Here is a 12974-nt window from a genome sequence, read left to right on the forward strand (position 1 = left end):
ATCTTGTACGGCCAAATAGTCTGAACCGACGTTACACTGGACACGCAGAGTTAACGCGGGTGGACGTGTTCACGTCGAGTCAGGCTTCTCGTCGGAATCGTCGGCCTGTCCCGATTCGTCGGCCCCAGCCACGATATCGGGGTCACGAGCATCACCATCAGCCGTAGTTACGTCTTTCTCTCCATCAACCCGATCGCCGGTCAGAGAGGTCGACACCGACTCCACACCCGATCCGAATAGATCTGGAACTACCACGCGTGCGAAGTCCGCGATGACGACAAGAAGCAGGGGTCCGAGAAAGAGCCCATACCACCCGAACAATAGCGGGCCGAGGATGTATGCGAACATCACCGCACCTACGTGGAGGTTTCGCCCCGAGACGTATGGGCGGATCACCAAGTCCGGGATCGTGTCCACGACGACGAACGTAACGGCGAAAAAGATGACCGGAAACCAGAGTAACTGGGGATCAGAGATCACTGCCAGGCCGGCGAGATAGAGTGATACCGGTACGTAGACGATCTTCATTCCAACGACTGGAACGAGACTTCCGGCTCCAGCGAGCAGACCGAGCAGGATCGGGACCGGAACTGGAACGGCTGTCGGCGCGATCGCCGCGAGGATCGAAAACACAATCGCGCCGACGGTCCCAATAAGCAGTGCGTTCAGAATGTTCCCAAAGAAGACAGTCTTGAGGTCGGCATCCACCTCGCGTCCGTAGGTGACAAGCGTTTCGTCGGTGAAGTGGGTACGGGTCCACGCGACCAAGCGGTCGCCGTCTCGAAGCAGGTAGAATGCTAGCGCCACTGCGATAAACAAGTGGAGGAGTCCTGTGAGAATGACTCCGAGATACTGCGTCATCGCTGCGGCGATATCCGTTAGAATGCCTTGTAGACGCGATTCTGCCAAGAGCTGCTCAGGATCGGATGTCAGCGTTTGAAGCACCGTTTGAAGTTCTGCTGTCAGACCGGCGAAGTCGGTGTATGGGGCTAGAAGCCCCTCGTAGGCAGACAGGTCCAGTTCGGCGAACGACCGGAGTTCTCCGATACCAAGCGCAGCCGTATACCAAAACAACAAGACGACGGGCAGTACGAGTACGAACAGAGCCACCGCTGCCGCCAGAGTCGGCGGTTGAATCCGGTGCCGCAGGCGTACGTAGATTGGGCGGGATGAGTAGTACAGAAACAGGCCGAGAACGAACGTCCCGACGAATGAGTAGAGAACGAAAAGCAAGGCTCCCGCGAGGACGAAAGCCAGCCCCATCCAGACAGTACGAGAGTAGTCACTTGATCCGAACATAGACTTCCGCTGGCGCGTTGCCGACGGCTGAAGAGGGGTTGTCTCGAACACCCGTAGTTATGGAGTACTTAGACGACCGGAGCGGTTGAAAACCGAGAAGAGTTGTTGGCTGATCTGTCGTTACCGCTCTGCTGCATAGATCCTCTGTACTGATCGCCTCGTCGCCGACAGGCGAGACGATCGTTCGTCGTGACCTCGCTTCTCGCTGTCAGAAGATGTTCGCCTGCCGGTAGACGCTGATCCCCGACTCGGTGAGTTCGTAGGGCTTCGTCGCCCGGGAGTGGTTCGCGTCCCTGATCTTCTGGATCTCGATGGCCAGTCGCGTCTCCCGGAAATCGCTCTCTCTGACGTACTGGAGCACGAATACGGCGTCGGCGAGGTACTCGACGATCCCGAACCGCGAGGTGTAGGGGTTGTCCTCGCTCGCCTCCGAGGTCAGAAGCGTCGTGATACCCGCGTTCTTCAGCGCGCGCGTGAATCCGAACACCTGACTCCGTCGCTTCGGGGCACTCTCGTACATCATCTCCAGCAGCGAGACGGAGTCTAGCACCAGGCGGTCGGCTCCGAACTCCTCGATGAGATCGGGCAGGTCGTTCTGAATACTGTCGAGGCTGTTCGCCATCTCGATCGGATCGATGTCGACGACGGCGAGTCGGTCCTCGTCGACGTAGCCCTCGAAGTCCCACCCCTTCTCGCCGGCGGTGTCGAGGATCCGTTCGTAGCTCTCCTCCAGCGTGATGTAGACGGCCGATTCGCCGTTTTCGAGGCCGTGGTTCAGAAACTGCAGGCCGAACGTCGTCTTCCCCGTCCCCGCCGACCCGACCGCGACCATCAGCGACCGGCGCGGGACGCCGCCGAGGATCATATCGTCGAGGCCGTCGATCCCGACATCGAGTCGATCGAGTTCGGAGTCGAACTCCTCCTCGTCGAACTCCTCTTCGCCCCCGCCGAAGCCGAACGCTTCGCCCTCGGACTCCGCGCCACCGAACCCGAACGCGTCGCTGGACTGGCCCTCGCCGTCGACGTCGCCGAAGCCGAAGTCGTCGTCGGACCCGCCGGGCGACGGCTCGTTCGATCCGCCGCCGAATCCGGACGGCTGGTCCGCTCCCGGGTCCGGGGCGTTCTCCAGCGCCGTGGCGAAGTCCTGGTCGAACGGATTCTCGTTCGCGCCGTCGGAAGCGGGATCCGAGGCGGTCGTCCCGTCGGAGCCGGATGCAGGTCCGTTCCCTCCGGAGTCCGCGGTTTCCACTCCCGACTCCGATTCCCCGGCGTCGGGATCGCCACCGCCTGTCGAGGCAGTCCCTCCCGTCGCTCCGGGGTCTGTCAGCGCTTCTCTCTCCGTCTCGTCGCGCTCCGACCCATCCGATAGCGAGCCATCGTTCTTCGGCCGGTCCGCTCCCGCCGACGCGTCCCCGTCCGACTTTGCGTCCTTCGACGCCGACGCGTCCCCGTCCGAGTCTGCGCCCTTCGACGCCGACGCGTCCCCGTCCGTCTCGTCCGCCGCGTCTGCGGCGTCTTCTCCTCCCTCTCGGAGCGCCTGCTCGAACCAGTCGTCGTCACTCACGGTCTGCCACCCCGCACCGCGGTAGCCCTGTACTCGCCGTCCGACTCGGGCACGCTGCGCCCTGGCGGCTCCGTTCCATCACCGTCGTTTCCACGTCGACCGGGGCGGCTATCAATGTTGCCCGTCGCCCGCGTCGTCGCTCCCAGCACCGAGACCGGGCTGCTCGCCGACGAGTCACGGGCCGGAGGCCCGTGACGGAGCCCTTTTTGGACGTCGCGTCGAACGCTGCGACGGAGATGAAGGTGGCCATCGTCGCGCAGTGGGGAAACGACCGAACGGCCCGTCTGGCGAGCGAGATCCGACAGCGACTCGTCTCGGAGGGCCTCACGGTGTGGGTCGACACGGCGACGGCCGCCGAACTGGACGTCGAGGGACGCGACGTCGACGAGTTCGACGCGGCCGACCTCGTGGTGAGCATCGGCGGCGACGGGACGTTCCTCTTCGCCGCTCACGGTGCGGGAACCACGCCGATCCTCGGCGTCAACCTCGGCGAGGTCGGATTCCTCAACGCCGTCACCCCCGACGACGCCGTCGACGCGGTGATGACCGAAGTCCGACGCTTCCGGGCCGACGGCGAACTCCCGACGCGGTCGATGCCCCGGCTCGCGGCGAGCGGCGAGGGGTGGTCGCTGCCCCCGGCCGTCAACGAGATCGTCGTGCAGGGCTCCCGACGCGGCCACGGCGGCGGCGCCTCGGTCGAGGTGTCGGTCGACGGCTCGGAGTACGCCGACTGCCACGCCGACGGCGTGCTCGTCTCGACGCCGACCGGTAGCACCGCTTACAACCTCAGCGAGGACGGTCCGTTGATCCACCCGGGCGTCTCGGGCCTCGTCGTCACCGGGATGGCCGCCGCGGACGGGACGCCGTCCCTCGTCGTCGACCGCGACGCGACCGTCTCGATCACCGTCTCGGACACCGACGATGCGGTCGTCGTCGTCGATGGCCGGATCCGCGAGCGCGTCGGCGCTCCCGCGGAAGTCACCGTCGGGATCGCGGGGCAACCGGTGCGGATGGCCGGTCCGGCCTCTGATTTCTTCGAGGCGCTCGGCAAACTGGAGTGAAGCGAAATCGCGGCGGTCGACGCGCGGTCCGCTAACTACTTGTGCGATTTTTACAATACCCGTCCGATGCAGGGCGTGAAACGTTGACAATCCAGCAGCCGATCGGATAGCAATCCACATTAACCCCGAAGCCGAATCGCTCGAATATGACCCAGTCGTACGTCATCATCGGCGACGGTGTCGCCGGCAGTTCCGCCGCCGAGACCCTCCGCGAGGAGGAGCCCGACGCCGACATCACCGTCATCACCGACGAGGGTGAGGCCCTCTACAATCGGATTCTGATCAAGGAATTCGCCAAGGGGAAGCTCCCGGAAGCGCCGATCTCGATCCACGACGAATCGTGGTACTCCGAGAGAGAGATCGATCTCGAACTCAACACGCTCGTGGTCGACATCGACGTCGACGGGCACACGGTCGAGACGCACGAGGGCGAGGAGTACTCGTGGGACAAACTCCTCCTCGCGATGGGCGGCACGCCGACTCAGCTCCCCGTCGGGAACTCCGACGCGGAGGGCGTCCACCACTTCTGGACGTTCCAGGACGCCCGCGCGATCAAATCCCACATCGAGGAGGCCGACAGCTCCGTCGTCGTCGGCGCGGGCCTGCTCGGGATCGACCTCGCCGCGATCACCGCCGCTCAGGACGTCGAGGGCAAGTACCTGATGCGCGGCGACTGCTGGTGGCGCTACGCGCTCTCGGAGGAGGGTGCGGAGATCATCCACGAGGCGCTGCGCGAGCGCGACGTCGAACCGGTGTTCCAATCCGGCGTCGACCACTTCGAGACCGACGACGACGGCCGCGTGACGACGGCGGTCGACCCCAACGGCGACGAGTACGACGCCGACTTCGTCGGCATCGCCATCGGCCTGAACTTCAACACCGAAATCCTGCAGGACACGCCGATCGAGACCGATACCGGGATCATCGTCGACGAGTACATGCAAACGAACCACGAGGACGTCTTCGCCGCGGGCGACATCACGGAATTCGAGGACCTCATCCTCGGCGAGCGCGCGCAGAACGGCGCGTGGGGATCGGCGAAGGAGCAGGGTTCGATCGCGGCGCAGAACATGGTCGACTACGGCTCGGAACCCTTCGAGTGGGTCTCCTCGTATTCGATCACCCACTTCGATTTCCCGTTCCTCTCGTTCGGTCACCCGACCCTCGGCGACGACGAGGCCGAGGCGAAGTACTCCGACACCGAGTGGCGGCGGCTGGCGTTCAAGGACGGTCGCATCGTCGGCGGCGTCCTCATCGGCGACCTCTCGCCGCAGACGAAATTCAAGCAACTGATGCGCGAACAGCGCGTCGTCGCCGATCAGAAGGACATCCTGATGCAGCAGAACTTCGAACTCGACGAACTCGACCTCGAAGAGACGCCGGCCGAGTGACGAGACGACACGACCCGTCCCGACACGACTCTGTGGCCCTGTTTCCCGGGCGCGGCTCAATCTGCCAGACGCACCCGTCCGCCGTACGCGACCTTTCCTCTCCACCTCGTTGGACGACGAGCGTCCCGTTCCCCGATCCGCCCAAATATTTATGATCGTTCCTGATATTTGGTACCGTATGTCACGATCTGTCCGAACGCAGGGAGAGGTCGACGTCGGCCGCGTCGTCGTCGAGTGCGACCCGGCCGAGGTCGATTCCGGTGATCGGGTACGGGACGTCGATCAGCTTTCGCCGTCCGATCGCCGCGACTTCCTCGACGCAGTCGAGGGGACCACGCGGCTGATCGATGCCCCGGGGCTGGCGGCCGGCGATGTCGTTCGATTCACCGCGTACTACCGGGTCGTGTGACTCGCTGTTACGGTCGACGTCGGGCGACGCGACGACCGGCGCCGCGCGCGACCGATGCAGTTTTCGGCGGGTAGGCGATAGGGTCGGGTATGAGCGACGAGCCTTCGTCTCCGAGCGGTCCCGGCGGCGACGCCGATATGACGCTGGCGTTCGAGCTGGCGGCGCTGCAGGGGTTGGCGGACCCGAACGCGGTCTTCAACGACGCCCGGCAGTGGACCGAGTACGTCGGCGTCGTGAGCGAAAAGCCCACCTACGTCGTCACCAACTTCACGCGGAAACACCGGGTCAGACAGGACTTCTTCTCGGGCCCTCGCGGCGTCGAAGAGAGCCTGAAGAACGTCAAAACCCAGTTCGATACCGACCGGCACGTCTTCGTCGGGACGAGCGAGGAGGACGCGGAGCTCGCCGCGGCGGCCGAGTGGGAGTACCTCCCGTTGGAGCAAGCGGCCGAGGCGGCGGGGTGGACGCTCGCGGGCGACTCGGACACGGACGACCACTTCGAGTCGAGCGGCCGCGACGACTGGCCGTAACCCGCGGTCCGGCTTCCAGGGCGGCCGCGTTCTAGCAGGCCCGAATAGTTAATCCCGTACGGTGGTTCGATCGAATATGGCGCTGTCATCGTCCACCTACCGGACGCTCTTCGATGCGGCCCCCGACGCGCTCGTCGTCGTCGATCCCGAGACCGGACAGGTCCGTGAGTGCAATCGGCGGTACTGCGACCTGTGCGGCGTCGACCGGGCGGACCTCGTCGGCCGGACGTTTTCGACCCGGGTCGTACCCGACGGGGCCGACTCCGATCTGCTCGATAGGCTCCGCGAAGCGGCCGGCAAGGGGGAGTTCGTCGCGTCGCGACTCCGGACGGGACCGGGCGTCTCCGTCCCTGTGGAGATGCGCGTTTCGGCGGTGGACAGTGCCGTGGAGCGCCCCATCGAGAGCGGGGCTGCCGGGACGGCGCCGTCCGAAGAACGGGCGACTGGGGCGGAACGGTTCCTGGTTCGCGTGACGGACGTCACCGACCGCAGGCAGCGCGAACGGGAACTCGAACGGAAGTCACGCGCGATGGACGAAGCGCCGTTCGGCGTCAGCATCAGCGATCCCGACGGGGAAGACAACCCGCTCGTGTTCGTGAACGAGCGGTTCCGGGAACTGACCGGATACGACACCGACGAGGTGGTCGGCCGGAACTGCCGGTTCCTCCAGGGCGGGGCGACCGACTCCGCGCGCGTCGCCGAAATACGCGAGGCGATCGACGCCGAAGAGCCGGTCACGGTCGAACTCCGGAACTACCGCCGAGACGGGACGGAGTTCTGGAACCGCGTCACCGTCTCGCCCGTTCGCGACGAAGACGGGACGGTCGTCAACTTCGTCGGGTTCCAGGAGGACGTCACCGAGCAGCGGCGGAACCGCAAGGAACTCGAATTGGCCTACGACCTGCTCGAGACCGTCCGCAGCGGCGTATTTACGACTGACCCGACACCCGACGGCGAGTTCGGATACGTCAACCCCGCGCTCGTGTCGCTCCTGGGAGCGGGGTCGGCCGAAGAGCTCCGAGAACACACCGTCGACGACTTCTACGCTGACTCCTCCGAGCGCCAAGAGCTCGTCGAGGCACTCCGGACCACCGACGACGACCACGTCAGCCGGGAGGTGCAACTCGAGACGCTCGACGGGGAGACGAGAGACGTGAAGGTCACGGCCTCGCTCTCGACCGACGAGACGGGAACCGAGTACGTTCACAAGGTCGTCCAAGACGTCACCGAGTACAAGGAGTACGAAAAGCGGCTCGAAGAACAGCGCGACAACCTCGAGATCCTGAACCAGATGGTCCGCCACGACATTCGGAACGACCTCCAGATCGTGACGGCGTACACGGATTTCCTGTCGGACCACGTCGACGAGGACGGTGCGGAGTACGTCTCGAAGATCAGAGAGAGCGCCGCTCACGCGGTCGAGCTGACGCGAACGGCACGAGATATGGCCGACGTGATGCTCGCACCCGAGACGACACACCAGCCGCTCGGACTCAGAAGCGCCCTCGAGGGTGAGATCGACGAGATCCGATCGAAACACTCCGAGGCCGTGATCACGGTCACCGGATCGATCCCGGCCGTGACGGTGTGCGCCGACGACATGCTCGATTCCGTCTTCCGTAACCTGCTCTCGAACGCGATCCAGCACAACGACAAGGAGATCCCGAACGTGCGAGTCGACGTCGCGGACGACGAAGAGACCGTCACCGTCCGCATCGCGGACAACGGCCCCGGCGTCCCCGACAGTCAGAAGGAGGCGATCTTCGGGAAGGGCGAGAAGGGTCTCGAGAGCGGCGGAACCGGGATCGGTCTCTACTTGGTCGAAACGCTCGTCGACGGCTACGGCGGCGACGTGTGGGTCGAGGACAGGGTCGAACAGGGAACCGAGAGCGGGCTCGTCGGCCCCGAAGAAGCGGATCCGGAGGGAGCGGTCTTCGTCGTCGAACTTCAGCGGGCCGACTGACAGTGTCGGCGATCTCTCACTGTCCGTCTCAGACGACGAGGTCGAGGGTGATGCACTCTGAAAAGGCGAAACGGTGGCTCGTCCGTGTGAGGGGTCAACGTGACAGAGTTCGGCTAACGAAAGCGTTAATCGAACTCCGTCCTTCCCGTGTGACAATGAGTCACCAGCTTCCTGACGTCCAGGCAAGCCAACCCGACGTCACGGTCGGGTTGAGTCAAGTCGGCGTAACGGGCGTCGAGAAACTCGTCAAACTCGCCCGCGAGGGCAAGCGACCGCTCATTTTGACCGCGGACTTCGAGGTATTCGTCGACCTCCCGAGCGGCCGCAAGGGAATCGATATGAGTCGGAATATGCAGGTCATCGACGAGACGCTCGAAGCGGCCGTCGCCGAGCCCGCCTACCGCGTCGAGGACCTCTGCGGCGACGTGGCCGAGCGCCTGCTCGCAAAGCACGAGTACACCTCGACCGCCGAAGTCAGGATGACGGCGGACTTCGTCGTCCGCGAGGACACCCCGGCGAGCGAACTCTCCACGCAGAGCACGATCGAGATCGTCGCCAGCGCGACGGCCACCGACGAGGGGACCCGCGAGGAGATCGGTGCCGAAGTCGTCGGGATGACGGTCTGTCCCTGCTCGCAGGGGATGTCCGCCTCCCGCGCCCGCGACGTGATGCGCGACCTCGACGTCGACGAGGAGACGATCGAGGAGTTCCTCGAACAGGTGCCCCAGCCGGGGCACTCCCAGCGCGGTCACGCGACGCTGACGGTCACGGCCGACGGCTCGCCGGACGTCGACCTGATGGAGATCGTCGAGATCGCGCGCGACTCGATGTCCGCGCGGATCTACAACCTCGCGAAGCGTCCCGACGAGGACTACATGACCTATCACGCGCACGCGGACGCGAAGTTCGTCGAGGACTGCGTCCGCTCGATGGCTGAGATGGTCATCGACGAGTTCGACCACCTCGCGGACGACACCGTCGTCCACATGAAGCAGTCGAACGACGAGTCCATCCACCAGCACAACGCCCACGCCGAGCGCGAGGTCACGCTCGAACAACTCCGCGCGGAACTGAGCGGCGAGGAACTGAACTGAGCGGCGAGGAACTGAACAGCGGGCGTTGGACCGACCGACACGGCCGGGGGCCCCTCCACCTCGCTCGCTTTCGCTCCGTGAACTGAACCTTACTCCTCGGCGAGCGCCGACAGCGACAGCGGTTCGGCCGCCTCCCACCGCGGATCGAACATCTCTCGGACGTCGGCGGCGAACTCGGGATCCTTCAGGTCGATCATCGCGAACGCCTCGCCGGGATCGAGCGGGTTCGGCACCTCGATGCACACCTCGACGTCGTCGATGAGTTCGAACGTCCCGGAAAGTTCGGGTGCCGTTCGGACCGAAAAGCTCGGGTGGTCTGCGAGCCGTTCGGTGTACCGCTCGCCGACGCTTTGCGGGAGCGACTCGACCAGTTCGGGCGCCATCAACACGGACACGTCGACGCCGCGGTCCAGCGCGTCCTCCAACTCCGCGACGACTCTGTCGCCGACGGTTCCCAGGTCGAACTGAGGAGAGACGCTGCCGGCGACGACGACTAGCGAGTCGTCGGCCGCGGCGAGGCGCTCGACGAGGAGTTCGATCCACTCCTCGGTGCCGACAGCGGCCGTCCAGAACTGACTCTGGACCGGCTCTGCGGTCTCTAGCTCCTCGGTGAGTTCGTCGACGACGCCCTCGTACTGCTCGGCCTTCTCCCGGAGTTCCCGTCGCTTGCTCTCCAGCAGTCGGTCGAGCGCCGTGTCGGGCTCGACCGCGACGTACTTCTTCGGCCGACTCGCGGCCTGACTCCTGACGAGGCTGTGCTGTTCGAGACTGTTCAGTACGTCGTAGATCCGCCCCATCGGAACGTCGCTGGCGCGGGACAACTCTTTGGCCGTTGTTGGTCCCGTTCGAAGCAACGACCGGTACGCACGCGCTTCGTACTCGGACAGCCCGAGATCCCTGAGATTCGCCATACCACACGCTGTGAGGCCACGAACAAAAACTAATCGGAGGTTTACACGGACGGAGGGTTCCCGCGATATCCCCCTTACTCGCCCCGCGTGAGTGCCGAAACCGCGTTCATCAACTCTTCGGGCGTGGTCGCCTCGCGGGTCCGCTCTCCCCGTCTGACGGTCGCGACGCCCGCCGAAACGGCTGGGGATCGAGGGATCACGACGGCCTCGTGGTCGGCGACGCGCAGCGCGGCCCGGTGGAGGTCACACCCCGCGGAACCGCCGACTGCGACCACGAGATCAGGGCGCGTGAGTCGCGCCGCGACCGATCCGTATCCGGCGACCTGGACGCCGATTCGGTCCCACGCGCCGGCGAAGGCGGCGATTCCGGCGTGTGCGGCGTCTCCGTACCGCTGGGAGGCTTCGGCCGCTCCGCTTTCCTCTTCCACCTCGCCGACGAGCGCCCCGAGATCGAGGAGCGCCTCCGCCATCTCGACGCCCCCGTCGAGCGGCCTGAGCGGTTCGTCGAGCAGACCGACGCCCGTTTCGGGGCCGTCGCGGAACGCCCCGTCCGGTTCCTGCAGGGCGTCGATCGCCCGATCGGCCACGTCGCGAGCGACGTCCAACGGATCCCGTCCCGAGGCGAGCGCGTCCGGACCGAGCACCTGTCGTGCGCGGGCGAACGCGGCGACGACCCGCGCGTGGTCTTCGAGCAGGAGTTCCGGCGCGGTCGCGGGGTCGTCGTCGGGCGACGACCCCGCAGCGGTCCCTCCCTCCCCTCTCGACGCCGTCTCGAAGTGCGCAACCGTCCCATCGTCCGCGACGAACGCGGCGTTGAGTTCGTCGAGGACGCGCGTGGCGTACTCGCGGGCCGTCTCGTCGTCGGTGTAGGACGCGAGCGTCAGGAAGGCGTCCGCCGTCAGCGCGTTGGCGCCGGCGTACGCCGTCAGGTCGCGCCGCGGCCCGAAGTCGGCCGAGGTTTCGACCCCCTGTGAACCCTCGCTGTCGATTCCTGACGGGCCCTCGCTGTCGATCGATTCCCCGGCGTCGTCCGTCGCGGGCGCGACGCTGCCCCCGAAGGCGGTCCCGTTCCAGAGGCGGTCGATCAGGAAGTCGCGGGCCCCGAGCGCCGGGTCGAGCAGGTCGTCGTCACCGGTGTAGAGGTAGCCGTGGGCGAACGCACGCACGAGCGCCGCGTTCGCGTCGAGCACCTTCTCGGTGTGCGGATCGGTCCAGTCTCGCCCCTCCGCGTAGCGGTAGAAGCCCCCCGACTCGTCGTCGTAGAGCGATTCGCCGATCACGCCGAGCGTCTCGATCGCCTGCTCGCGGGCGCGCTTGAGCGCGAACTCGACCGTCCGCGGGAGCGGGAACTTCGCGTCGGTGCCCCAGCCGGCGAACCGCGGGTCCCACTTCTCGTCGAGTTGCCCGGCGAGGTGCGACTCGATCCGCTCGTCGACCGCCCCCCCAGGTGTCGGATCGCCCGAAAGCGCCCGCGGAATTCGTCCGGCCTCCTCGCCGCGGTCGCGCCAGACGTCGCGGACGGAGTCGAGCACCTGCCGCATCCCGTCGAGGCCGAGGTACGTCGCGCCGGTGATTACCTTTCCCGACGGCGTACAGAACACCGTCGAGGGAAATCCGCCCATATTGTACCGTTCGCGGACGCGCGGGCGACGGTCGACGTCGACCCGGACCGGGACGAAGCCGTCGTTGACGTTCGCGGCGATCCGCGGCTCGGCGTAGGTCTCGGCGTCCATCTCGTGACAGCTGTCGCACCACGTCGCGGTGAGCGCGAGCAGCACGGGGCGGTCGGCGGCCCGAGCCTCCTCGAACGGTGCCGGTCCCCACTCGCGCCACTCGACGTGCGTCCGGTCGTCGGTCATACCCGCGATCGGACGCGCCGGCGGGTAAGCCCTTCGAGGTGACGTCCTCGGCGCATCCGGCGCACCAGGCCGCACGACACAAGGGCTATGAACGGGCGTCGCAAACGGTGGCGTATGCGAACGCGCTGGGTCATCGCACTCCTGTTGGCGATTCCGCTCGCCGACACGCTCCTGTTGCTGCCGATCGCGGGGCGGATCGGCTTCGTTCCGACCGTGCTCCTGGTGGTTCTCACCGGGCTCGTAGGGATGCTACTCGTCCGAGCGGAGGGCCGCCACACGCTCTCGAAGCTCCAGCGGAAGGCCGCGACGGGCGAGGTGCCGACGAACGAACTGCTCGACGGCGGACTCCTGATCGCCGCCGGCGCGTTCCTCCTGACGCCCGGTATCGTCACGGACGCGCTCGGGTTCGCGCTCGCGCTACCGGTCACTCGCTATCCGATTCGGGAGGTCCTGAAGCGCTACGTGGTGCGACCCTACCTGGACCGACAGACCGGTGGTTTCGTCTCCGGCAACGTCTGGGTCGGCGGTTTCCCGGGCGACGACGACGTGGTGAATCTGGATCCCGAAGAGTACGGCCGCCCCGGCGACGACAACTCCTGATTCTGTGCGTCTTCGGCCGATCCTAACCCCGGTACTCCGTGACCAACTCCGGTCGAAAGGAAACCCTTAAACTACTCATCGAACAACGAGTAGATGCGCTCACCTGGGCCAATAGCTCAGTCAGGTTGAGCGCTCGGCTGATAACCGGGAGGTCCACGGTTCAAATCCGTGTTGGCCCACCTAACAACCGGGCGGTCTTCGACCGTCCGGGGTTGGGGCCGTACAACTCCCCAGCCACTCAATCTCGGCATAATTACCTCACGTTAGTCTCGGCTCTATATTGTAATCCGAAC

The 12974-nt window shown here is 65.7% G+C and carries 11 protein-coding genes and 1 tRNA gene; 8 read left to right on the forward strand and 4 right to left on the reverse strand.

Features of this window, described 5'->3' with window-relative positions; translation table 11 throughout:
* Positions 1-69 precede the first annotated feature (69 nt).
* Together NO876_RS03210 and NO876_RS03215 are read right to left on the reverse strand one after the other, a co-directional pair.
* Positions 70-1299 carry an AI-2E family transporter gene (locus NO876_RS03210; RefSeq protein ID WP_256420216.1) on the reverse strand — a complete coding sequence of 410 codons (1230 nt, stop codon included), beginning with the start codon at positions 1297-1299 and terminating at the stop codon, positions 70-72.
* 208 nt (positions 1300-1507) lie between these two features.
* A complete protein-coding gene (locus tag NO876_RS03215; protein WP_256420217.1) occupies positions 1508-2863 on the reverse strand; it encodes a KaiC domain-containing protein in 1356 nt (451 codons plus the stop codon).
* 236 nt (positions 2864-3099) lie between these two features.
* Here NO876_RS03215 and NO876_RS03220 point away from each other — a divergent pair, with 236 nt between their 5' ends.
* From NO876_RS03220 to mptA, 6 genes are all read left to right on the forward strand, one after another.
* Complete coding sequence (locus NO876_RS03220) at positions 3100-3924, forward strand: NAD(+)/NADH kinase (RefSeq protein ID WP_256420250.1); 825 nt, start codon at positions 3100-3102, stop codon at positions 3922-3924.
* 146 nt (positions 3925-4070) lie between these two features.
* Positions 4071-5315 carry an NAD(P)/FAD-dependent oxidoreductase gene (locus NO876_RS03225; protein ID WP_256420218.1) on the forward strand — a complete coding sequence of 415 codons (1245 nt, stop codon included), beginning with the start codon at positions 4071-4073 and terminating at the stop codon, positions 5313-5315.
* A gap of 178 nt (positions 5316-5493) precedes the next feature.
* Positions 5494-5724 carry a hypothetical protein gene (locus NO876_RS03230; protein WP_256420219.1) on the forward strand — a complete coding sequence of 77 codons (231 nt, stop codon included), beginning with the start codon at positions 5494-5496 and terminating at the stop codon, positions 5722-5724.
* Between the two features lie 89 nt (positions 5725-5813).
* Positions 5814-6254, forward strand: coding sequence for a DUF7124 domain-containing protein (locus NO876_RS03235; protein WP_345780725.1), 441 nt, complete (start codon positions 5814-5816; stop codon positions 6252-6254).
* Between the two features lie 76 nt (positions 6255-6330).
* Positions 6331-8217: a PAS domain S-box protein gene (locus tag NO876_RS03240; RefSeq protein WP_256420220.1), complete on the forward strand. Its 1887-nt coding sequence runs from the start codon at positions 6331-6333 to the stop codon at positions 8215-8217.
* A 155-nt stretch (positions 8218-8372) separates the two neighbouring features.
* The gene (gene mptA, locus NO876_RS03245; protein ID WP_256420221.1) at positions 8373-9311 is read left to right on the forward strand and encodes a GTP cyclohydrolase MptA; all 939 of its coding nucleotides are present in this window, start codon (positions 8373-8375) and stop codon (positions 9309-9311) included.
* Positions 9312-9400: 89 nt separating this feature from the next.
* Here mptA and NO876_RS03250 read toward each other — a convergent pair whose 3' ends face one another.
* Positions 9401-10222: a TrmB family transcriptional regulator gene (locus NO876_RS03250; RefSeq protein WP_256420222.1), complete on the reverse strand. Its 822-nt coding sequence runs from the start codon at positions 10220-10222 to the stop codon at positions 9401-9403.
* Between the two features lie 74 nt (positions 10223-10296).
* Positions 10297-12081 carry a DUF255 domain-containing protein gene (locus NO876_RS03255; RefSeq protein ID WP_256420223.1) on the reverse strand — a complete coding sequence of 595 codons (1785 nt, stop codon included), beginning with the start codon at positions 12079-12081 and terminating at the stop codon, positions 10297-10299.
* A gap of 114 nt (positions 12082-12195) precedes the next feature.
* On the opposite strand from NO876_RS03255, the gene NO876_RS03260 reads away from it, so the two are divergent.
* Both NO876_RS03260 and NO876_RS03265 read left to right on the forward strand, forming a co-directional pair.
* Positions 12196-12681, forward strand: a complete 486-nt coding sequence (locus NO876_RS03260) for an FxsA family protein (protein WP_256420224.1) — start codon at positions 12196-12198, stop codon at positions 12679-12681.
* A gap of 105 nt (positions 12682-12786) precedes the next feature.
* Positions 12787-12860: transfer RNA gene (locus NO876_RS03265), tRNA-Ile, on the forward strand.
* Positions 12861-12974: the final 114 nt, after the last annotated feature.

Origin of the sequence: Halobellus rarus (assembly GCF_024494595.1) — an archaeon.
GTDB lineage: Archaea > Halobacteriota > Halobacteria > Halobacteriales > Haloferacaceae > Haloquadratum > Haloquadratum rarum.